Origin of the sequence: Pseudomonas caspiana (assembly GCF_002158995.1) — a bacterium.
Taxonomy (GTDB): Bacteria; Pseudomonadota; Gammaproteobacteria; order Pseudomonadales; family Pseudomonadaceae; genus Aquipseudomonas; species Aquipseudomonas caspiana.
In genome coordinates this window covers 139,277-160,665 of the sequence record NZ_LOHF01000003.1, presented here as the reverse complement: position 1 = coordinate 160,665, position 21,389 = coordinate 139,277, and the positions used below count along the sequence as shown (strand labels likewise).

The following is a 21,389-nucleotide window of genomic DNA, read 5'->3' as shown; positions in this document are numbered from 1 at the left end:
TCAAATGGGAAAAGAAGCACGTGTTGCGCTACTTGAATGGTTACAGGGGCGATACTTTCACCAGCATGGCCAGACTTCCGTGGTCCATGTAAATCAGCTCGCCGTTCTTGACCCGGGTGGTCTGTTTCAGGCGCTCACTGCTGGTCAGCACACCGTGGACATCAAGCTGGTTGACCCAGAAGTCTGCCGCGATATCGGTAAAGCGTGCAATGCCTATGCTCAAGGTGCCTTCAATAGGGAAGTGCGCCCACTGTTCTTCGCCGCTGGTGACGGCAACTTTGCTTGGCTCTGCGCTCAGATTCTGTTGCCAGGCACGGTGCAGCAACACCTGGTAAGTGCCGCTGGCGTTCAGCTTGTCGGCCAGATCCTTCAACGCAATCCCACGCTCACTCTGCGCGTCAATCTTCTGGGCGTTGGCCGCCCAGTGCTCAGGCGCGATCTGGCGCGTTGCAGCAGGTTCGCCTTGCTGGCGGAACAGGATCATTTCGACCTGAAAATTGCCATCGGCAAATGCTGCTGGCGCGATCAGCGTCAGCAGCAGGATGAGTGAATGGAGCGCACGCATGAATGAATCCTTCAAGCAGTTTTCGGGGTCAGGCGCTCAAAGAGCGCCTCGATGGTGTTGAAGCGCTCTTCCGGTCGCTCCATGGGCACCATGAATTTGAACAGCGTGGCACCTTCGAATTTATAGCGGTTGGGCTGGCCCTGAATCAACTTGATCAGGGTCAGCGGATCAACGGGGGTTTCAGCAGCAAATTCAATGCGGCCGCCTTGCGGTCCTGCATCGACCTTCTTGATGCCCAGTTGCTCCGCCTGCAGTTTGAGCAGGGTGATGCGCACCAGATTCTTGGTTGGCTCAGGCAGCAGGCCGAAGCGATCGATCATCTCGACTTGCAAATCCTTGAGGCTGTCTTCGTCTGTGGCATTGGCGATGCGCTTGTAGAGAATCAGGCGCGTATGCACATCGGGCAAATAGGCTTCCGGAATCAGGGCCGGTACGCGCAGGTTGATTTCCGGCCCGCCGCCCAGAGGCTGGTCGAGGTTCGGTTGTTCACCCTTGCGGATCGATTTCACTGCGCGTTCGAGCATTTCCATGTACAGCGTGAAGCCCACGGCCTGAATCTGTCCGCTTTGACCGTCGCCCAGCAATTCGCCTGCGCCACGGATTTCCAGGTCGTTGGTGGCCAGCACAAAGCCGGCCCCCAGGTCCTGAGTATTGGCGATGGCCTCCAGACGCTTTTCTGCATCTGGAGTGATCTGCTTGCGTGGCGGTGTCAGCAGGTAAGCATAGGCCTGGTGGTGACTGCGGCCGACCCGGCCGCGCAACTGGTGCAATTGCGCCAGACCGAATTTGTCGGCGCGCTCGATGATGATGGTGTTGGCACTCGGTACGTCGATACCGGTCTCGATAATGGTCGAGGCGATCAGCACGTTGAAGCGCTTGTGATAGAAGTCGCTCATCACCTGTTCGAGTTCGCGTTCACGCATCTGCCCATGACCGATGCCGATCCGCGCTTCCGGCACGAGTTCGGCCAGATCCGCGGCACATTTTTCAATGGTTTTTACGTCGTTGTGCAGGTAGTACACCTGACCACCGCGCAACAGCTCACGCAGCAGCGCCTCTTTGACCGTCGGCTTGTTCTGCTCCATGACGAAGGTCCGTACGGACAGACGTCGAGCGGGCGGCGTGGCGATGATCGACAGATCGCGCATGCCAGATACGGCCATGTTCAGCGTGCGCGGGATCGGCGTTGCGGTGAGGGTCAGAATGTCGACTTCGCTGCGCAGCGCTTTTAGCTGTTCTTTCTGGCGCACACCGAAGCGGTGTTCTTCGTCGATGATGACAAGGCCCAGATTCTTGATCTTCACGTCGTCCTGCAGCAGCTTGTGCGTGCCGATGACGATATCGATCTTGCCCTCGGCCAGATCAGCGACGGCGGCGTTGACTTCTTTAGCCGATTTGAAGCGGCTCATGACTTCAACACTCACCGGCCAGTCAGCAAAGCGGTCACGGAAACTGTTGTAGTGCTGCTGGGCGAGCAGGGTGGTCGGCACCAGAATTGCCACCTGGCGGCCGCCATGTACGGCGATGAACGCTGCGCGCATGGCCACTTCGGTCTTGCCGAAGCCCACGTCGCCGCAGACCAGCCGGTCCATGGGTTTTGGTGCGAGCATATCGGCGCGTACGGCATCGATAGTGGTCTGCTGGTCAGGCGTTTCTTCGAACGGGAAGCCCGCGCTGAACGTAGCGTAGTCGGCTTTCGGGTCGGCAAACGCGTAGCCTTCGCGCGCGGCACGGCGAGCATAAATGTCCAATAGCTCGGCGGCGACGTCGCGTACTTGTTCCGCGGCCTTGCGCTTGGCTTTCTGCCAGGTTTCCGAACCCAGTCTATGCAGCGGGGCCAGAGCGTCATCGCTGCCGGTGTAACGGGCGATGAGATGCAGGTTGGCCACCGGAACATACAGCTTGGCGTCTTCGGCGTAAGCCAGCATCAGGAATTCGGCGACCTGATTTTCAACTTCCAGTGTCGCCAGTCCCAGGTAGCGACCGACACCGTGGTCGATGTGCACCACCGGCGCGCCTTCACGCAACTCGGTCAGGTTTTTGATGACGGCATCGTTATTGCCGCCGTCGGTGCGTTTCTCGCGACGCCGACGCTGCATCACGCGCTGCCCGAACAGCGGGCTTTCAGCGATCAGGGCGATGGCAGGTTTTTCAAGAAGCAAGCCGTCGTCCAGCGGAGCGATGGTGATCGACAGCCGATCTTTACCCTCGACGAAGTCATTCCAGCCGTCGACCGTTTTCGGTCGCAGCTTCAGACGTTCGAGCAGCTCCAGCAGCACCTCGCGGCGACCCGCTGATTCCGCGGTAAACAGAATGCGGCCATCGAATTCTTCAATGAACTTTGACAAGGCTGCCAACGGCTGATTGGCCTTGGCTTCGATGGCCAGATCCGGCAGTAACTGCGCCGGGAAGCGCTCGCGGCCAACGCCTGTTTCGACGTCCTGCTGGCTCGCGACAACCCTTGGCCAGCTTTTCAGGCGAGCGAAGCAGTCCTCTACCGGCAAGAACAATTCAGCGGGAGGCAGCAGAGGTCGCTCGGGGTCTACGCGACGCTCCTCATAACGGTTGCGAACGTCATTCCAGAAGTTTTCTGCGGCCTGTTCAATGCCCGGCAGGGAAAACACCTGAGTGTCCTGAGGCAGGTAGTCGAACAGGGTCGAAGTTTCTTCAAAGAACAACGGCAGGTAATACTCGATACCGGCCGGTGTGATGCCGCTGCTCAGGTCTTGAAAGATCGGGCTGCGGCGGAAATCCACATCAAAGCGTTCGCGAAAACGTGCCTTGAAGCGTGTGACTTCTTCCTTTTGCAGAGGGAATTCACGTGCAGGCAACAGGCGCACCGAGTCGACTTTATCGATGGAACGCTGATTCTCTGGATCAAAGGTGCGCAGTGTTTCGATTTCGTCATCGAACAGGTCGATCCGGTACGGCAGTTTGCTGCCCATCGGAAACAGATCGACCAGGTTGCCGCGTACCGTGAACTCGCCGTGCTCATAAACCGTGTCGACGTAGCGATACCCGCTCGCCTCCAGCCGCGTGCGCATGGCCTCGATGTCGAGTTTCTGACCTATATCCAGTACCAGACTGCTGCCCAGCAGGAATTTGGTCGGCGCCAATCGGTGTAGGGCAGTAGTGATAGGCACTACCAGAACACCATGAACCAGCTCTGGGAGGCGATAGAGGCTCGCAATCCGCTGGGAAATGATGTCCTGGTGCGGTGAGAACAAATCGTAGGGCAGGGTTTCCCAGTCCGGGAAATGCAACACCGGCAAGGTGGGTGCAAAGAACTTCAGCTCTTGCTCAAGCCGCTCGGCACTCTGGCTGTCGGCGGTCAAAAGCAGGGTGAAGCGCTTGGCGGCACTGGCCGCTTCGGCAATCGCCAGGCTCAGCGCGGCACCGGGAAGGTTGCCCCAGTGTTGTTTGCCTGCAGCGGCAGGGAGTAGCGGTAGACGCAGAACAGGCACGGAAGATTGAGCTCCAAGCGTTGCGACGAGGGCCGCGATTGTACCGGGGGAAGGGTGCAAATGTCAGGTGTAAGACTACGCTGTGATTCAGAAGTGCACGCCCGGGCATTTTCTGAAGTGCAGCGGAACAAAATGTAGTGCTCGCTGATCTGACTACCGCGCATTGCCCTTAAACAAAGGCGGCGGCATAATGTAGCCCCTTTTTTCAGCCCCTACATGTGGAAGGTTCCCGTGACTCAGAAGCCCGACCAGTGTCTTGGTGAATGGATTGATCGTGAAGCTCTCGCCGAGACGATGATCCCGCTTATCGGTCAGCTCTACCGCAATAATAATGTGGTGAGTTCGATCTATGGCCGCAGCCTGATCAACCGATCGGTTATCGCGATTCTCAAAGCCCACCGCTTTGCGCGTCACCGCCAGTCCGATGCAAGCGAGTTGTCCGTACACGAGACTTTCCCGCTCGTTAAGGCCATGAGCGAGCTCAAACTGGGCTCAGCCTCGGTGGACCTCGGCAAACTGGCCGTCAAGTTCAAGACTGAAGGCAACGGCCGCACCGCCGAGCAGTTCGTTCGTGAAGAACTGGCCGAGCTGGTAGGTCAGCAGAATGCTTCTCCACGTAAGGGCACTGATGTTGTGCTGTACGGTTTCGGCCGGATTGGTCGCCTGCTGGCGCGCATCCTGATCGAAAAAACCGGCGGCGGTGATGGCCTGCGCCTGCGTGCAATCGTCGTCCGCAAAGGCGCCGAAAACGATCTGGTCAAGCGCGCCAGCCTGCTGCGTCGAGACTCGGTGCATGGTTCTTTCGATGGCACCATCACTATTGATGAGGCCAACAGCACCATCACTGCTAACGGCAACCTGATTCAGGTGATCTACGCCAAGAACCCTACCGAGGTGGATTACACCCAGTACGGTATCAAGGACGCACTGCTGGTAGATAACACGGGCGTATGGCGTGATGCCGACGGTCTGGGTCAGCACCTTGCGTGCCCGGGCATCGACCGCGTAGTGCTGACTGCTCCAGGCAAAGGCAAGCTGAAAAACATCGTGCACGGCATCAACCACGGTGAAATCACTGCTGACGACAAGATCGTTTCGGCAGCTTCCTGCACCACCAACGCCATCGTGCCGGTGCTCAAGGCAGTCAACGACAAGTTCGGTATCGTCAACGGTCACGTTGAAACGGTTCACTCGTACACCAACGACCAGAACCTGATCGACAACTTCCACAAGGGCGATCGCCGTGGCCGTAGCGCCGCGCTGAACATGGTTATCACCGAAACCGGTGCTGCCACCGCGGCTGCCAAAGCGCTGCCTGAACTGGCTGGCAAGCTGACCGGCAACGCGATCCGCGTACCCACGCCGAACGTGTCGATGGCGATTCTCAACCTGAACCTTGAGAAGGCGACTACTCGCGAAGAAATGAACGAGTACCTGCGCTACATGGCGCTGCACTCGGACCTGCACAAGCAGATCGACTTCGTAAACTCGCAGGAAGTGGTTTCCACTGACTTCGTAGGTTCGCGTCATGCTGGTGTAGTCGACGCTGAAGCGACCATTGCCAACGATAACCGCGTTGTTCTGTACGTCTGGTACGACAACGAGTTCGGTTACAGCCACCAGGTGGTTCGCGTGATGGAAGACATGGCGGGCGTTAACCCTCCAGCGTTCCCACGCTAAGCTGCGAATAGCAGAATGAAAAACGCCCCGACCGGGTAACTGGTCGGGGCGTTTTTTTGTTGTGCAGGCCAATCCATTCATGTTTTGGATAGCCGCGATCTGATGTGGGAGCTGAGCTTGCTCGCGATAAGGGCAGCGCGACGTGTCTTTTGTCCCGCGTATGCCTTATCGCGAGCAAGCTCGGCTCCCACATGGATATCATCTGCCTCGCATTACCCAGCCGTGACTGCCTCGGGCGCTTGCAGTTTTTGCCCGCCCTTACGGAACAGAACCAACGTGGCCACCAGACCCAATACTGCTGCACCCGTGAGCCAGATGCCCGGCGCTGCTTTGTTGTCCAGCGCGTGAATCAGGTAGGTGCACGCTGCCGGGGTAAAGCCGCCAAAGGTTGCAGTTGCCAGGCTGTAGGCCAGGGAGAAGCCGGTCGTGCGCACTTCCACCGGCATGATCTCGGTCAGGGCAACCACCATCGCACCGTTGTACGACCCGTAGAGGAACGACAGCCAAAGCTCGACCATCAACAAGTTGCCGAAACTCGGATTGGCCACCAGCCAAGAGAGAGCAGGGTAGGCCGTCGCAATGGCCAGAACGGTTGCAGCAACGAGCAAAGGCTTGCGGCCAATGCGGTCAGACAGCGCGCCCATCACCGGCAGCCAGATGAAGTTCGAGATCCCGACGAAAACCGTGACGATCAAGCTGTCGAGGTCGGACAGGTGCAGCTCGTTTTTACCGAACGTCGGCGTGTAGGCGGTAATCAGGTAGAACGACACGGTGGTCATGATCACCAACGCCATGCCGCCAATCACCAGGCCGAAGTTTTGGCTAATCGAGCGCACGACTTCTTTAAGCGTCGGGCGATGAGTGCGAGCTTCGAATTCCGGGGTTTCTTCCATCGAGCGACGAATCACGAAAATCACCGGTACGATCAGGCAGCCGATCAGGAACGGCACGCGCCAGCCCCATTCACCCATTTCTTCCGGGCTCAGCCAGTGATTCAGCGCAACACCCAGCAAACCTGCGAAGACCACGGCGGCTTGTTGACTGGCGGACTGCCAACTGACGAAGAAACCTTTACGGCCGGGAGTAGAGATTTCTGCCAGATAAACCGAGACACCGCCCAGTTCCACGCCTGCAGAAAAGCCTTGCAACAAGCGTCCCAGCAAAACCAGCAGCGGAGCGGCGACGCCAAGTGTTGCATAGCCGGGTACGCAGGCAATCAGCACTGTGCCCATGGCCATCATCGCCAGAGTCACTACCAGACCTTTTTTGCGACCGTGACGGTCGATATAAGCGCCGAGGAAGATCGCGCCTAGAGGTCGCATCAGAAATCCTGCGCCGAACGTTGCCAGGGAAAGCATCAGTGAGGCGAATGCGCTGTCGGCAGGGAAGAAGGTTTTGGCGATGGCAGTGGCGTAGAAGCCGTAGACCATGAAGTCAAACATTTCAAGGAAGTTGCCGCTGACAACGCGAAATATCGCCTTGCCTTTGCCGGTGTTCGAGGTCATTGAAAATTACTCGCTTGGGCTATCTGGTCAGAGGCTTGTGCAGCTTCAATTACCGTCAGATGGCTCTGGCTCAGGCGTATTGAAGGTGACAGGGGCCTCAAAGGATCCGTTGTATTTTTATGTCCTGCTGCATCGGTCAAGGCTCCTGCCTGCACGCGACGCACAATTGTAACCATATGTGTAAAAGGTCCTAAAGACAACTCTGGATACTTAACGCGAGGGCATGCCGGGCTCGAATTGGCTTGTACACGCAGAGATCAGCTACTTGCGAGCGATACGTAAAACGAGGGATGACGAAGATTGGATCAATCTTTTGTTTTTGAGGTGAATCGTCACGCCAAGGGCTTTATCATGCGCAGCCGTGGGCGGTGGACGCGTCATTCGGTCGCAGACAAAAGTGGCCTATGGCGCTACCAACGGTTAATGTTCCACGCTTCGGTGGCGGTTTAAACTGCGCGCCAGGTTCTGATCCTTCATGTCGCCGGCCGCGATGTGATTTAGCCAGAGATGCCAGAGTGGCACCTCGGCCTGTTCTAAGGAGTACGCATGGCTGTCTACAACTACGACGTAGTAGTACTGGGTTCCGGCCCTGCCGGAGAAGGCGCGGCAATGAACGCCGCCAAGGCAGGGCGTAAAGTAGCGATGGTCGACAGCCGTCGGCAGGTCGGCGGCAACTGCACACACTTGGGCACTATCCCGTCCAAGGCATTGCGTCACTCGGTCAAGCAAATCATCCACTTCAACACCAACCCTATGTTCCGGGCCATTGGCGAGCCACGCTGGTTTTCGTTCCCGGACGTGTTGAAGAACGCTGAAATCGTTATTTCGAAACAGGTGTCCTCACGTACCGGCTATTACGCCCGCAACCGCGTTGATGTGTTTTTCGGCACCGGCAGCTTTGCTGACGAGCGCAGCATTGATGTGGTGTGTGGCAATGGTGTCGTGGAAAAGCTGGTCGCCAACCAGATCATTATTGCGACCGGGTCGCGTCCTTACCGTCCTGCGGATATCGATTTCTCCCACAAGCGCATCTACGACAGCGACACGATCCTCAGCCTCGGCCACACGCCGCGCAAACTGATCATTTATGGCGCTGGCGTGATCGGCTGTGAATACGCTTCGATCTTCAGTGGTCTGGGGGTCATGGTCGAACTGGTGGATAACCGCGATCAGTTGCTGAGCTTCCTGGATTCGGAAATCTCTCAGGCGCTGAGTTATCACTTCAGTAACAACAACGTGATGGTTCGCCATAACGAAGAGTACGAAAAGGTTGAAGGGCTGGATAACGGAGTGATCCTGCACCTCAAGTCCGGCAAGAAGATTAAGGCAGATGCCTTGCTCTGGTGTAACGGCCGTACCGGCAACACCGACAAGCTGGGTCTGGAAAACGTCGGTATCAAGGCTAACGGCCGCGGCCAGATTGAAGTCGACGAAAGCTATCGCACCAACGTGCCGAATATTTACGGCGCGGGTGATGTGATCGGCTGGCCGAGTCTGGCCAGTGCTGCTTACGATCAGGGCCGTTCAGCAGCGGGTGTAGTGGTCGACAACGGCAGCTGGCGTTACGTCAACGACGTGCCGACCGGTATCTATACGATTCCGGAAATCAGCTCGATCGGCAAAAACGAACATGAACTGACCCAGGCGAAAGTGCCTTACGAAGTGGGCAAGGCGTTCTTCAAAGGCATGGCGCGGGCGCAGATTTCCGGGGAACGCGTGGGCATGCTGAAGATCCTCTTCCATCGTGAAACGCTGGAAGTGCTGGGCGTGCATTGCTTCGGCGACCAGGCGTCAGAGATTGTGCACATCGGGCAGGCGATCATGAATCAGCCGGGTGAAGCCAATACCCTGAAGTATTTCGTCAACACTACGTTCAACTACCCGACCATGGCCGAAGCCTATCGGGTAGCTGCTTACGATGGCCTGAACCGGCTTTTTTAAGCGACTCCGGCCGGTGGCCTGAGCCGGCCGGGGAGACCGATTTCAGCGATTCTCGAGGGTGGCGCTGGCCAAACCGGGAAAGTCTGTAATCAGGCTGTCCACGCCGAAGTCGGCGAGCCTGCGCATCAGTGCGGGTTCGTTGACCGTCCACACTGACACATGCAAACCCTGACGCTGAGCTTTTTGCTGGCGCTCAGGGGTGCAGAGTGTCCAGTTCAATGCCAGGTACTCACAGCCGTAGCTTTGCGCGACCTTCAGCGGGTCGAGCCATGCGTATTCGGCCACCAGACCGCGTGAAATGTCCGGCGTCAGTTCCAGTGCCGCTTTGAGCACTTCCCGAGAGCTTGAAGTGATGGTGATCTTGTCCAGCAAGCCGTGGCGCTGAGCCATTTCACGAATGGCCAGTACGGTCGACGCGGCTCGGGTGCGCGAAGCGCTTTTGACTTCCAGCTGCCAGTGCTCGAAGTCGCACTTTTCGAACAGTTCTTCCAGGCGGGGAATCGGGCAGGGGTTAATCCAGCCCGGGCCGCCCTTACGTGCATCGTAGGTCACCAGATCGTCGGCGCTGTGCTCGATCACTTTGCCTCGTCGGTCGGTGGTGCGTTTCAGAGTCGGGTCGTGAATCACCATCAGTTCCCCATCACGGGATAAATGCAGATCCAGCTCGCAGCGACGTACGCCGTGTTTCAGGCATTCCTGAAAACTGGTCAGGGTGTTTTCCGGTGCTTCGCCTTTGGCGCCGCGATGGCCATAAATAAGGGTCACGTTTACTCCTGGTGGCCTTCAAGGCGTCGGTCTTGGGGTAGTTGCATGATGCTGAGTCCGGAGAGTCTTGTCGCGCAGCGAGCTCTGCCCGGTAGGAGCCAACTTGTTGGCGAGACGTTTCGCCTGACACATCGCCTCGCGAACAGGTTCGCTCCTGCCGAAGACAAGTTATTGCGCCTCTTTCGACTCAAGCGCCTGGCGCCTTAGCGCAGCTTGTCGTTGCAAAATGTATCGGGCTAGCAGTTGGCGTTGGGAGTCCGGCAGGTCGATGAACTCGGTGCCGATCTCGAATTGGCCATCCAGCAGAATGTCGCAATGCGTCACTTTGGCGTGCAGCATCAACGCCGAAGCCTGTGGCATCAGGACCATTTTGATCGAAAGTTGGGCGTCTACCGCATAGCTGGTATCGCTGTGAAACTGCACGCCACCTTCGGAAATAGTCACGGGCTGCGGGGCGCCCAGCTTGCCCAGCGTGGTTTGTGCTACCACGCGGCCAAGCAGTTCGATGCGTTTTCCGAACGATTGCAGCAGGCTGCTCACTACCCGGTCACGCTCGTCGAGTTGGCGCAAAAGGTGCTGGGATTCGAACTCGTTGATGTGCAATTCGCTGAGCAGTTCAAAGAGAGCCGAGGTCTCGCGCATGGCCTGATGCCCGCTCTGGTCGGTACTGGAAAGCAGGTTAATTTCCAGTGCGACACTGTCCTCGATACGGTAGTATTCGCGGCGTTCTTCTTCATCTAATGTCGACATGGCGAACCCATGGTAGCGGCGATGGTCATAGTGGTTGCTCGCAGTGCTTAGAATGTTTTCGAGTGTAAAGCTGCATGCTTAGGCCCGCCACAAGGACGTTCCCATTCCTCCGAACAAGTCCCTAAATGTTCAGACCTCTTTTTGTATTCATAGGCACGCGTTATACCCGTGCCAAACGCCGCAATCATTTTGTCTCCTTCATTTCCCTGACTTCCATGATCGGTCTCGCCCTGGGCGTAGTGGTGATGATAGTCGTGTTATCGGTCATGAATGGTTTCGATCATGAAATGCGTACTCGCGTACTCGGCATGGTTCCTCACGCCACCATTGAAGCCGGTGAGCCGATTGGCAACTGGCAGTCCCTGGCTGACAAAGTCAGGCAGAACCCGCAGGTGCTGGCCGTCGCGCCATTCACTCAGATGCAGGGGCTGTTGACCAACAATGGCAACGTGCAGAAAGTCCTGCTTAATGGCATCGACCCGGCGCAAGAGCGCAAAGTTTCGATCATCGACAATTTCATGAAGCAGGGGAAGCTGGATGATCTGGCTGCCGGTGACTTCGGCATCGTGATCGGCGACAAGGCTGCTACCAAACTCGGTGTCGGCATCGGCGACAAGGTGACTTTCGTCGCGCCTGAAGTCACGGTCACACCTGCCGGGATGTTCCCGCGCATGAAGCGCTTTACCGTGACGGGTATTTTCCATGTGGGCGCTGGTGAACTGGACGGCTACCTTGGGCTGACCAATATCGACGATCTGGGTCGCCTGCATCGCTGGAAAGCCAATGACGTGCAGGGGTTGCGCCTGAAGTTCGAAGACCTGTTCGAGGCGCCTCGTACTTCCTATCAAATCGCCCAGACCCTGGGCGAGCACAATTATTACTCCCGTGACTGGACCCGCACCCACGGCAACCTGTATCAGGCGATCCGTATGGAAAAAGCCATGATCGGGCTGCTGCTGTTGCTGATTGTGGCTGTTGCGGCGTTCAACATCATTTCCACGCTGGTGATGGTGGTCAACGACAAGAAGGGCGACATCGCGATCCTGCGCACGCTGGGCTCGACGCCCGGGCAGATCATGGCGATTTTCATGGTGCAGGGCACAGTGATCGGGGTCGTCGGCACTTTCATCGGTGCTGTGGTGGGTATCATCGCCGCGCTTAACGTCAGCGCTGCGATCTCCCTGCTGGAAGGCCTTATCGGCCACAAGTTTCTCAATGCCGATGTGTATTTCATCGACTACTTGCCGTCGCAACTGATGGCCGAAGACGTGTTGATGGTCTGCGGCGCGGCATTGATCCTGAGTTTCCTCGCCACCTTGTATCCGGCCTGGCGCGCAGCGCGCACCCAACCGGCGGAGGCGTTACGTTATGAGTGAGTCGGGCATGAGTGATAAAGCAGTATTGAGTTGCCGCAACCTGGGCAAATCCTACGAGGAAGGTCCTGAGTCGGTAGTAGTTCTGTCCGGACTGCAACTGGAGTTGTTCCCAGGCGAGCGCGTGGCGATTGTCGGCAGTTCGGGTTCTGGTAAAAGTACCTTGCTCAACCTCTTGGGCGGTCTGGACACACCTTCGGAGGGCAGTGTCTGGCTGGCTGGCGAAGAGCTCTCCGCGTTAGGTGAAAAAGCCCGCGGTCTGCTGCGCAACCGGGCCTTGGGCTTCGTATACCAGTTTCACCATTTGTTGCCGGAGTTCACTGCGCTGGAAAACGTCTGCATGCCGCTGTTGATCGGCAAGACGGCGATTCCGGAGGCTCGTCAGCGTGCCACCGCGTTGCTCGAGCGGGTAGGGCTGGGGCATCGTCTGGCGCACAAACCTTCCGAGTTGTCCGGTGGTGAACGTCAGCGCGTGGCGATCGCAAGGGCCCTGGTCAATCAGCCGGGACTGGTGATGCTCGACGAGCCGACGGGTAACCTCGATCACCATACTGCGCAAGGTATTCAGGACTTGATGCTGGAACTGAGCACTTCGTCGCGTACGGCGTTCCTTGTGGTGACCCACGACATGAACCTTGCCAGACAAATGGATCGTGTGTGGCGCCTGGAAGGCGGTCGTCTGGTAGAAGCCTGACCTCTCCAGCCCGGCGCAATTGATCGCGTCGGGGTTTCATTTTTGCGGCAATTCTTTCCACGGTGCTATGCGAATGTTCCGACCGTTATCAATATTTATTGGCGCGCGCTATACCCGCGCCAAGCGCCGCAACCATTTCATCTCGTTCATTTCCATGACCTCGATGATTGGTCTGGCGCTGGGCGTGCTGGCGATGATCGTGGTGCTGTCCGTGATGAATGGTTTTCAGCGGGAAATGAGTTCACGCATTCTCGGCATGGTGCCCCATGCGGTGATCGCGGGCGTCAAGCCGCTGGATAACTGGAAGCCGGTGGCCGACGCTTCGCTGAAAAATCCGCAAGTCACGGCCGCTGTGCCGTTCACCGAGATGGACGGCATGCTCTCTTACAAGGGCGCGATGCAACCGATTCAAATCAGTGGCGTGGATCCAGCGCTTGAGCACGAGGTGTCTATCGTCACCAGACACATCGTGCAGGGCAAACTTGAAGACCTCAAAGCGGGCGAGTTTGGTGTTGTTCTGGGCGAGTTGAGCGCCCGTCGTTTCCGTCTGAATGTCGGCGACAAACTGACATTGATCGTGCCGGAAGTCAGCAGTGCGCCAGGCGGCATCACGCCGCGTCTGCAACGTCTGACGGTGGTCGGTATCTTTAAGGTCGGCGCTGAACTGGATGGCTCCATGGCGTTGATCAACGTCGCCGATGCTGCGCAGATACAGCGTTGGCAGCCCGATCAGGTACAGGGCGTGCGTCTGGCCCTCAAGGATCTGTACAAAGCGCCTGAAGTGTCGAAAGCAATTGCCGCAGGTCTGGGCGCAGATTATCGCGCCGATGACTGGACCCATACTCAGGGCAGCCTGTTCAGCGCCATGAAAATGGAAAAGACCATGATCGGCCTGTTGTTGCTGATGATCGTCGCCGTTGCTGCGTTCAACATCATTGCTACGCTGATCATGGTGGTCAACGACAAGGGCGCCGACATTGCGATCCTGCGTACCATCGGCGCGACTCCGAGACAGATCATGACGATCTTCATGGTGCAGGGCACGGTCATCGGTATCGTCGGTACCATCATCGGTGGCGTACTGGGGATCATTGCTGCGATCAACGTCAGCAGTCTTGTGGGCTGGGTGGAGCGGGTCAGTGGCCAGCATATCTTCAGCTCCGACGTGTACTTCATCAGCAATCTGCCCTCCGAGCTGCAAGCGGGCGATGTGGTGCTGATCTGTAGCGCCGGCTTTATCCTCAGCTTCCTGGCCACGCTTTACCCGGCGTGGCGCGCAGCGCAGATTCAGCCCGCGCATGCATTGCGGTATGAGTGATTGATGGTCCGGGCCTGACTTGATTCCAGTCGTCAGGCCCGGTCACTCACTTGATTAACTTCAGCCTTTGTTCGTCGCCACCCTGGAGAACACCATGCCCTCTATTGCCCGCTTCACATTGGTTGCCGCGCTAATGACACTCAGCCAGCCGTTGTTGGCATCGCCAGCTCCCGCGCTTGTCTTCGGGCATGCTGCGCCAGCCGCTCAGGCTTCGCGTACTGTCGAGCTGGTATTGGGGGATATGTATTTCGACCCTAAAGCAGTGGAGGTCAAGGCAGGTGAGACGGTGCGCTTCGTGCTGATCAACAAGGGCCAGTTGCTGCATGAGTTCAACCTGGGTGATGCGGCGATGCACGCCAGCCATCAACAGGAAATGATCAAGATGCAGCAAAGCGGCATGCTGACGCCGACCGGCATGGTGCATCACGACATGGGCCATGGCTCCATGGAAATGAAGCACGATGATCCAAACAGTGTGCTGGTTGAGCCGGGCAAAACCACCGAACTGACGTGGACCTTTGCCAAGGCCAGCAATCTGGAATTCGCCTGCAACCTGCCAGGGCATTATCAGGCCGGTATGGTCGGCAAACTGACAATTACCGACTAGTCGCTGAAAGGGCGACGTAAACCCTATAAACTTGCCGCTTAATTCGTCAGTTATATGTGACTCAGGTACTTTTCATGCACCCCGCAGCCGAACACTCGCCGCTAGGCAAGTCCAGTGAATACATCGCTACTTACACGCCGTCCCTGCTGTTCCCGATCCCGCGTGCCGCCAAATGGGCCGAGCTGGGTCTGACCGCCGAGACGTTACCGTATCAGGGCGTCGACTTCTGGAATTGCTACGAGCTGTCCTGGCTGCTGCCTTCCGGCAAGCCGGTGGTGGCCATTGCTGAATTCAGCGTTGCGGCTGACTCGCCGAATATCATCGAATCCAAGTCGTTCAAGTTGTACCTCAACTCGCTCAATCAGACGGTATTTGCTGATCGGGCCGAGCTGACCGCGACGTTGGTCAAAGACCTGTCGGCGGCGGCGGGTAAGCCAGTAGGTGTGCGTATCCGCACTCTGGCGGACATCGAAGGCGAAGGCGTGGCGAGCATGCCGGGCCTGTGCATTGATGATCTGGATGTGAGCATCGATAGCTATGACCGACCGCAGCCGGAGCTGCTACGTTGCGACGACTCCCGGATTGTCGAGCAAAGCCTGCACAGCCACTTGCTCAAGTCCAATTGCCCGGTGACCAGTCAGCCGGATTGGGGCAGTGTTGCGGTCGAGTACCGCGGTGCTGAGCTGGACGCTGCCAGCTTGTTGGCTTACATCGTCAGCTTCCGTCAGCATTCGGATTTCCATGAGCAATGTGTCGAGCGTATTTTTCTCGACCTGCAGCGTCTGCTCAAGCCTGAGAAGCTGACTGTCTATGCGCGCTATGTACGACGCGGCGGGCTGGATATCAACCCTTATCGCAGCACTGAATCGCTCAGCCCTGACAATCGTCGACTGGCTCGTCAGTAAGCATAAAAAACCCGCCGTTGACGGGTTTTTTATGTGTCATGCCAAAGCGCGGGCAATAAAAAAGCCGATCCGGGTAACCGGATCGGCTTCGCAACAATAATCCCGAGGGGATTATTACTTGCGGCTAGCCTTGTCCAACATACGCAGAGCGCGCTCGTTGGCTTCGTCAGCAGTTTGCTGAGCTTTTTGAGCAGCAGCCAGAGCTTCGTCAGCTTTGCGGTACGCTTCATCAGCACGAGCTTGCGAACGAGCAGCTGCGTCTTCAGTAGCTGTCAGGCGAGCTTCGGTTTCTTTGGATACGCTGCTGCAACCGGTAGCCAGAACTGCTGCCAGAGCCAGAGCAGAGAATTTCAGAGCGTTGTTCATTGTGTTCCCCTTCAAGGACTTTTTTCAAATTAGTCATCTCTCGAAAATGAGAAAATGACCGGCGTACATAGTACCCACTGTTTGTAGTAAGTAAACTGACGAAGCGCAAGAAGCCGCACATTTTCTGCGCTTTGAAAGTGTTCCGCTTTACTGTTCATGTGTTTTGTATGAAAAGTATCCAGCCGCCGCAGTATCTGCCTGCGCAGCCCATGTAGCAGAGGCTGGCCGGCAGTAGTCGGAGAGTTGCAACGAGAGGATTATCCACCTCCTCAGCCGAAGTCCATTGGCTGCTGGTATATGCCGAACATACTCATGTTTAGCTCACGTCGAGGTGACTTTCAATTTGCCTCGGCGTCTCAATCGACAAGCTCCGGCGATGTTCAGTTCAACCATCCGATCAATAAGATGTCCGGTCGCGGCTTTTTGCGGTCGATACGCTTGAGCATATTCCCAAATGACGCCTACTATTTGCAGGTGCTCTTTTGTTGGGATCAGCAAAGCTCTTCTCGGTGTCCAAAACAGGCACAGGGTGGCGTAGATGTTCCTTCGCCGGAAAAACATCGGTAAGGTAGGGGTCAAATTCCAAGACCCGCGAGGAGTAGTGATGAGCGAGGCGCTGTCCATCCACCATGATGAGACCGGTCACCAGTTTGAAATCAACATTGACGGTCACCGTGCCTACCTGACCTATATGGACCTGGGTAAGCAGACTCTGGATATTTACCGGACTTTTGTCCCCAATGCGCTGCGCGGCAGGGGCATTGCTGCCGCATTGACCGAGCAGGCGCTCGATTACGCCGACAGCATCGGGTACACGGTCATTCCGTCGTGCTCCTATGTGGAGCGGTACATGGAGCGGAACCAGCGTCAGGCCGCCAAGATCTGAATCTGGTTTCAGTGAGCACCATGAAAACGCCGAGCATATGCTCGGCGTTTTCGTGAGTGCTGCTGATCAGCCGCGTTGGCGTTTCGGCAGTACGTCCTTGAGCTTGGCGTGCATGCTGCGCAAGGTTTTTTCGGTGCTTTCCCAATCGATGCAGGCATCAGTCACGGACACGCCGTACTGTAGCTCGGCCAAATCCTTTGGAATGGCCTGGCAACCCCAGTTCAGATGGCTTTCGACCATCAGGCCGATAATCGACTGGTTGCCTTCCAGAATCTGGTTAGCGACGTTTTCCATGACCAGCGGCTGCAGGGCAGGGTCCTTGTTGGAGTTGGCGTGGCTGCAATCAACCATGATGTTCGGTTTGATCTTCGCCTTGTTCAGCGCCTGTTCGCATAGCGCGACGCTGACCGAATCATAGTTGGGCTTGCCGTTGCCGCCGCGCAATACCACGTGGCCATAGGCGTTGCCTTTGGTGGTCACGATGGACACGCCACCTTCCTGGTTGATACCCAGGAAACGGTGCGGGCTGGAGACCGATTGCAGGGCGTTGATAGCGACTGTCAGGCCGCCATCGGTGCCATTCTTGAAGCCCACGGCCGAGGACAGGCCTGAGGCCATTTCCCGGTGGGTCTGGGATTCGGTGGTCCGCGCGCCGATAGCCGACCAACTGATCAGGTCCTGCAGATACTGCGGGGAGATCGGGTCGAGCGCTTCAGTGGCTGTCGGCAGGCCCATTTCAGCCAGGTCCAGCAGCAATTGGCGGCCGATATGCAAGCCATCCTGAATCTTGAATGAGTCGTCCAGATACGGATCGTTGATCAGACCTTTCCAGCCCACGGTGGTACGCGGCTTCTCGAAGTAGACGCGCATCACCAGATACAGCGTGTCGGAAACCTCGGCGGCCAGCGCCTTGAGGCGTTCGGCGTATTCGTGTGCGGCCTTGATGTCATGGATCGAGCACGGCCCGATCACGATGAACAGGCGGTGATCCTTGCCATCGAGAATATCGCGGACTACTTCACGGCCCTTGCTCACTGTTTTCAGTGCGGCGGCGGTGAGCGGGATTTCGCGCTTGAGCTGATCGGGTGTGATCAGTGTCTCGTTGGAGGAAACGTTGAGGTCGTCAATCGGTAAATCAGCCATCGTGCTACTCATCAGGTCGCGTATGCCGGCCGCCAACGAACCCCGTGGGGCGAAGCCAGGCATGATTGAGCGAAACGGGGGACCGAACCTTAGCGCGTTAGGCCGTGCCGATACAATGGGCAAACGCCGCTTTATCGAGCGTTATGCGCGTGGCAGGCTGATTTGCAAGCACCTGCAGGGGCAGGGATAGTGAGTGACAGATTGTGGGAGGCAGTAATTGAACCAGCTTGAATTGACCGACTTTGATATTGATCATCAGTTATTGGCACTTCCCGGCATTTCGCTTTTGATATTCACCAGCGTCGGCTGCAGCAGTTGTCGATATGCCCGAGAACTGCTTCCGACACTTGATCTGGGGCTGGACCGTATCTGCTGGATCGATGCCGAGGAAAACGGCGGGGCGGTTGCGCGGTATGAGGTATTTCATCTTCCGGCATTGTTTGTGGTTCAGGATGGGCTGTTTTATGGCGGGCTGCGTTCGCCCTTGACCCTGACCGGGATTCGGCAGTCTCTGGCGCAGGCTTTGAGTGCGCAGTCAGATGAATTACCTTGAGTGTTCATCTGCGCTTCACTTGTATCAGCAACGAGTAGAAAGCTGCCACCTCAAGGGCTCGCAGGTAATTGCCGTCACACTCCTGAGGGCGCTGCTAAGCTGATTCCATCTCCGCCATTCTGGCTGTCCGGGAGGTCGTACATGATTCGCTCGATGCTCTATGCCACAGACCTCGGTCTGTACGCGCCCTATGTTATGCAGCACGCGCTGGCACTGGCTCGAACATTCAATGCCGAGCTCTACGTGGTGCATGTGGTGGAGCCTATCGGGTCGTTTGCCGAATCGGTACTGCAGAGTTATCTGGATGAGGACGCGTTGAAGGATCTGCGCAGTCAGGGGTTGAGTTCAGTCATGGAGGGTATCGAGCAGAGAGTGCTGGATGGGTTTCGTGAAGAGTTGGGCGAGGATCATCAGGATCTGGCGCTGATCAGCACCGTGCGGGTGGTTCAGGGCGATCCGTGCGATGTGATTCTGGGGCAGGCTGACGAGCTCAAGGTCGATCTGGTTATTGTCGGCAGTCATAGCCGTAACGCGGAAACCACCACGCCTATAGGTCGAACCGCCGCGCGGGTTCTGCAGCTTTCGCAGGTGCCGGTGTACATGGTGCCGGGGTATGCCAAAAGCGTGAGCCGGTCCAGCGGACCAATCGATTGAAATCGAGCGTGCCTTTATCGCTTAAAGATGATAAAAAGTTCTAGCTTTGTCGCTCTTACCATTAATCCAGTTATATACCGTCGCTGATGCCCTTGGCGTCTTCCTGCTTTGAGGGATTCATATGAAGCTTCAACAACTGCGCTACATCTGGGAAGTGGCGCACCACGACCTCAACGTTTCCGCGACGGCTCAGAGCCTTTACACCTCTCAGCCAGGCATCAGCAAGCAGATCCGTTTGCTCGAAGATGAGTTGGGAGTGGAAGTATTCGCGCGCAGTGGCAAGCACCTTACCCGTGTTACCCCGGCAGGCGAGCGCATCATTACTACCGCAGGCGAAATCCTGCGCAAGGTCGAAAGCATCAAGCAGATTGCTCAGGAATTCTCCAATGAGAAGAAAGGCACGCTGTCTATTGCAACGACTCACACCCAGGCGCGTTACGCGCTGCCGCCAGTGATCAGCAACTTCATCAAACAATACCCGGACGTGTCGTTGCACATGCACCAGGGCTCGCCGATGCAAATCGCGGAAATGGCCGCTGACGGCACGGTAGATTTCGCCATCGCTACTGAAGCACTGGAGTTGTTCGGTGATCTGGTGATGATGCCGTGCTACCGCTGGAACCGTTGCGTTGTGGTGCCTCATGGTCACCCGCTGACCAAGGTGCCAAAGTTGACTCTGGAAGTGCTGGCTGAATACCCGATCGTGACTTACGTGTTCGGCTTCACCGGTCGCTCCAAGCTGGATGAAGCGTTCAGTCATCGCGGCCTGACGCCAAAAGTCGTGTTCACTGCCGCCGACGCCGACGTCATCAAGACTTACGTGCGTCTGGGTCTGGGTGTTGGCATCGTTGCGAAAATGGCGGTCGACACCAAGCTGGACAGCGATCTGGTCATGCTTGATGCCAGCGATCTTTTCGAATCAAGCGTGACCAAGATCGGCTTCCGTCGTGGGACTTTCCTGCGCGGTTTCATGTGCGACTTCATCGAGAAGTTCGCACCGCACCTGACCCGCGAAGTCATGGCAAAGGCGATCCAGTGCCATAACAAGCAGGAGCTGGAAGAGCTGTTTGACGGGGTTGAACTGCCGGTGCATTGATCGGCGTTTGGGCACATTTATCTGTAGGAGCTCATGAGCACAGCGAGGCAGTGAAGGCGTCCTGTCTGACACACCGCTCTCGCAGCCTCGCGTTGCTCGTGCGCTCCTACAGATCTATGTTCATTGGTGACAGCGCGCGTAACAGGTTGGCATTACACCTTCGCGATCAGATTTCCGGAATGCAGTCCGCACTCCTTCTGCGTAGCTTCTTCCCACCACCAGCGGCCTTCGCGTTCATGCTGGTTCGGCAATACCGGACGCGTGCAGGGCTCGCAGCCAATACTGATGAACCCGCGCTCGTGCAGGCTGTTGTATGGCAGCTCCAGCATGCGGATGTAACCCCAGATTTCCTCGCTGCTCATCTGCGCCAACGGGTTGAACTTGTACAGGGTGCGCTCCGGAGTGGAGAACGCGCTGTCAATTTCCAGGGCTGCAACCTGGCTGCGAGTGCCGGGGCTCTGGTCGCGACGCTGGCCGGTGGCCCAGGCTTTCACACCCGACAGCTTGCGGCGCAGCGGTTCGATTTTGCGCACGCCACAGCATTCGCCGTGACCGTCCCGATAAAAGCTGAACAAACCCTTCTCTTTGACGAAAGGTTCGAGCTTTTGCTGATCCGGGGTCATGATTTCGATATCGATCTTGTAGTGCTCACGCACCTGTTCGATAAAACGATAGGTTTCCGGATGCAGGCGACCTGTATCCAGACTGAAGACTTTGACGTTCTTGTTCAGTTTCCAGGCCATGTCCACCAGCACCACGTCTTCGGCGCCGCTGAATGAAATCCACAGTTCGTCACCGAAATGCTGGAAGGCCAGTTTGAGAATGTCTTGTGCCGACTTGTTGGCGTAAGTCGCGGCAAGCTCGGCGACATCGAAGGGTATGCTCATCAGGCGGTTTCCTAAATATGGCGCTTAGGCGCTCGTAATGAGGCGAATGTTAACAAAATCTTTCGACGGATTGGCCGGATTACCGCGCCGGAGCAAGTGTGCGGCTTTTTGAGGGGAGGCGAGGGGAGCATGCGATGGAAATAGACTGTCTCGACCGTGAAGAATTTATCTCTGACGTCAAATCGCGATTGGCGCGTCTAGATGCATTTTTGTAGGAGCTGCCGAAGGCTGCGAAGC

19 protein-coding genes are annotated in these 21,389 nt (G+C 57.0%); 11 read left to right on the top strand and 8 right to left on the bottom strand.

The window, feature by feature from the left end; translation table 11 throughout:
- Positions 1–40: 40 nt before the first annotated feature.
- On the bottom strand, positions 41–565 hold the full coding sequence (locus AUC60_RS05545; protein ID WP_087265093.1) for a CsiV family protein: 525 nt from the start codon (positions 563–565) through the stop codon (positions 41–43).
- A gap of 11 nt (positions 566–576) precedes the next feature.
- Complete coding sequence (gene mfd, locus AUC60_RS05540; protein ID WP_087265092.1) at positions 577–4,029, bottom strand: transcription-repair coupling factor; 3,453 nt, start codon at positions 4,027–4,029, stop codon at positions 577–579.
- A gap of 216 nt (positions 4,030–4,245) precedes the next feature.
- Between mfd and AUC60_RS05535 the strand changes: the two genes are divergently transcribed.
- Positions 4,246–5,709, top strand: a complete 1,464-nt coding sequence (locus tag AUC60_RS05535) for a glyceraldehyde-3-phosphate dehydrogenase (RefSeq protein WP_087265091.1) — start codon at positions 4,246–4,248, stop codon at positions 5,707–5,709.
- Positions 5,710–5,921: 212 nt separating this feature from the next.
- On the opposite strand, the gene tcuC is transcribed toward AUC60_RS05535, so the two are convergent.
- A complete protein-coding gene (tcuC, locus tag AUC60_RS05530; RefSeq protein ID WP_087265090.1) occupies positions 5,922–7,214 on the bottom strand; it encodes an MFS transporter in 1,293 nt (430 codons plus the stop codon).
- Between the two features lie 546 nt (positions 7,215–7,760).
- Here tcuC and sthA point away from each other — a divergent pair.
- The gene (gene sthA / locus AUC60_RS05525; RefSeq protein WP_087265089.1) at positions 7,761–9,155 is read left to right on the top strand and encodes a Si-specific NAD(P)(+) transhydrogenase; all 1,395 of its coding nucleotides are present in this window, start codon (positions 7,761–7,763) and stop codon (positions 9,153–9,155) included.
- A gap of 42 nt (positions 9,156–9,197) precedes the next feature.
- On the opposite strand, the gene AUC60_RS05520 is transcribed toward sthA, so the two are convergent.
- Together AUC60_RS05520 and AUC60_RS05515 are read right to left on the bottom strand one after the other, a co-directional pair.
- On the bottom strand, positions 9,198–9,920 hold the full coding sequence (locus AUC60_RS05520; protein WP_087265088.1) for a glycerophosphodiester phosphodiesterase: 723 nt from the start codon (positions 9,918–9,920) through the stop codon (positions 9,198–9,200).
- 168 nt (positions 9,921–10,088) lie between these two features.
- Positions 10,089–10,670, bottom strand: coding sequence for a PilZ domain-containing protein (locus AUC60_RS05515; RefSeq protein WP_087265087.1), 582 nt, complete (start codon positions 10,668–10,670; stop codon positions 10,089–10,091).
- Between the two features lie 125 nt (positions 10,671–10,795).
- Here AUC60_RS05515 and AUC60_RS05510 point away from each other — a divergent pair, with 125 nt between their 5' ends.
- The 5 genes from AUC60_RS05510 to queF all read left to right on the top strand — a co-directional run bounded on the left by AUC60_RS05510 (position 10,796) and on the right by queF (position 15,567).
- A complete protein-coding gene (locus AUC60_RS05510) occupies positions 10,796–12,046 on the top strand; it encodes a lipoprotein-releasing ABC transporter permease subunit (protein WP_087265086.1) in 1,251 nt (416 codons plus the stop codon).
- Positions 12,047–12,053: 7 nt separating this feature from the next.
- Complete coding sequence (gene lolD, locus AUC60_RS05505) at positions 12,054–12,737, top strand: lipoprotein-releasing ABC transporter ATP-binding protein LolD (RefSeq protein WP_176469878.1); 684 nt, start codon at positions 12,054–12,056, stop codon at positions 12,735–12,737.
- A gap of 73 nt (positions 12,738–12,810) precedes the next feature.
- Positions 12,811–14,055 (top strand): lipoprotein-releasing ABC transporter permease subunit, encoded by a 1,245-nt coding sequence (locus tag AUC60_RS05500; protein WP_087265085.1) that lies wholly within the window; start codon positions 12,811–12,813, stop codon positions 14,053–14,055.
- A 94-nt stretch (positions 14,056–14,149) separates the two neighbouring features.
- Positions 14,150–14,662, top strand: coding sequence for a copper-resistant cuproprotein CopI (copI, locus tag AUC60_RS05495; RefSeq protein ID WP_087265084.1), 513 nt, complete (start codon positions 14,150–14,152; stop codon positions 14,660–14,662).
- Between the two features lie 74 nt (positions 14,663–14,736).
- A complete protein-coding gene (gene queF / locus AUC60_RS05490) occupies positions 14,737–15,567 on the top strand; it encodes an NADPH-dependent 7-cyano-7-deazaguanine reductase QueF (protein ID WP_087265083.1) in 831 nt (276 codons plus the stop codon).
- 114 nt (positions 15,568–15,681) lie between these two features.
- Here queF and AUC60_RS05485 read toward each other — a convergent pair whose 3' ends face one another.
- Positions 15,682–15,933: an Lpp/OprI family alanine-zipper lipoprotein gene (locus tag AUC60_RS05485; protein ID WP_027902232.1), complete on the bottom strand. Its 252-nt coding sequence runs from the start codon at positions 15,931–15,933 to the stop codon at positions 15,682–15,684.
- A gap of 604 nt (positions 15,934–16,537) precedes the next feature.
- Here AUC60_RS05485 and AUC60_RS05480 point away from each other — a divergent pair.
- Entirely contained in the window at positions 16,538–16,819 is a 282-nt protein-coding gene (locus AUC60_RS05480; RefSeq protein ID WP_027902233.1) for a GNAT family N-acetyltransferase, read from the top strand.
- A gap of 66 nt (positions 16,820–16,885) precedes the next feature.
- On the opposite strand, the gene AUC60_RS05475 is transcribed toward AUC60_RS05480, so the two are convergent.
- Positions 16,886–17,962, bottom strand: a complete 1,077-nt coding sequence (locus AUC60_RS05475) for a 3-deoxy-7-phosphoheptulonate synthase (RefSeq protein ID WP_167384315.1) — start codon at positions 17,960–17,962, stop codon at positions 16,886–16,888.
- Positions 17,963–18,179: 217 nt separating this feature from the next.
- Between AUC60_RS05475 and AUC60_RS05470 the strand changes: the two genes are divergently transcribed.
- From AUC60_RS05470 to cysB, 3 genes are all read left to right on the top strand, one after another.
- Complete coding sequence (locus AUC60_RS05470; RefSeq protein WP_087265082.1) at positions 18,180–18,515, top strand: thioredoxin family protein; 336 nt, start codon at positions 18,180–18,182, stop codon at positions 18,513–18,515.
- A gap of 141 nt (positions 18,516–18,656) precedes the next feature.
- Positions 18,657–19,169, top strand: a complete 513-nt coding sequence (locus AUC60_RS05465) for a universal stress protein (protein WP_087265081.1) — start codon at positions 18,657–18,659, stop codon at positions 19,167–19,169.
- A 121-nt stretch (positions 19,170–19,290) separates the two neighbouring features.
- Positions 19,291–20,265, top strand: a complete 975-nt coding sequence (gene cysB, locus AUC60_RS05460; RefSeq protein WP_087265080.1) for an HTH-type transcriptional regulator CysB — start codon at positions 19,291–19,293, stop codon at positions 20,263–20,265.
- A gap of 152 nt (positions 20,266–20,417) precedes the next feature.
- Here the strand turns inward: cysB and AUC60_RS05455 are convergent, their stop codons facing one another.
- Positions 20,418–21,152 carry a phosphoadenylyl-sulfate reductase gene (locus AUC60_RS05455; protein WP_087265079.1) on the bottom strand — a complete coding sequence of 245 codons (735 nt, stop codon included), beginning with the start codon at positions 21,150–21,152 and terminating at the stop codon, positions 20,418–20,420.
- Between the last annotated feature and the right edge of the window lie 237 nt (positions 21,153–21,389).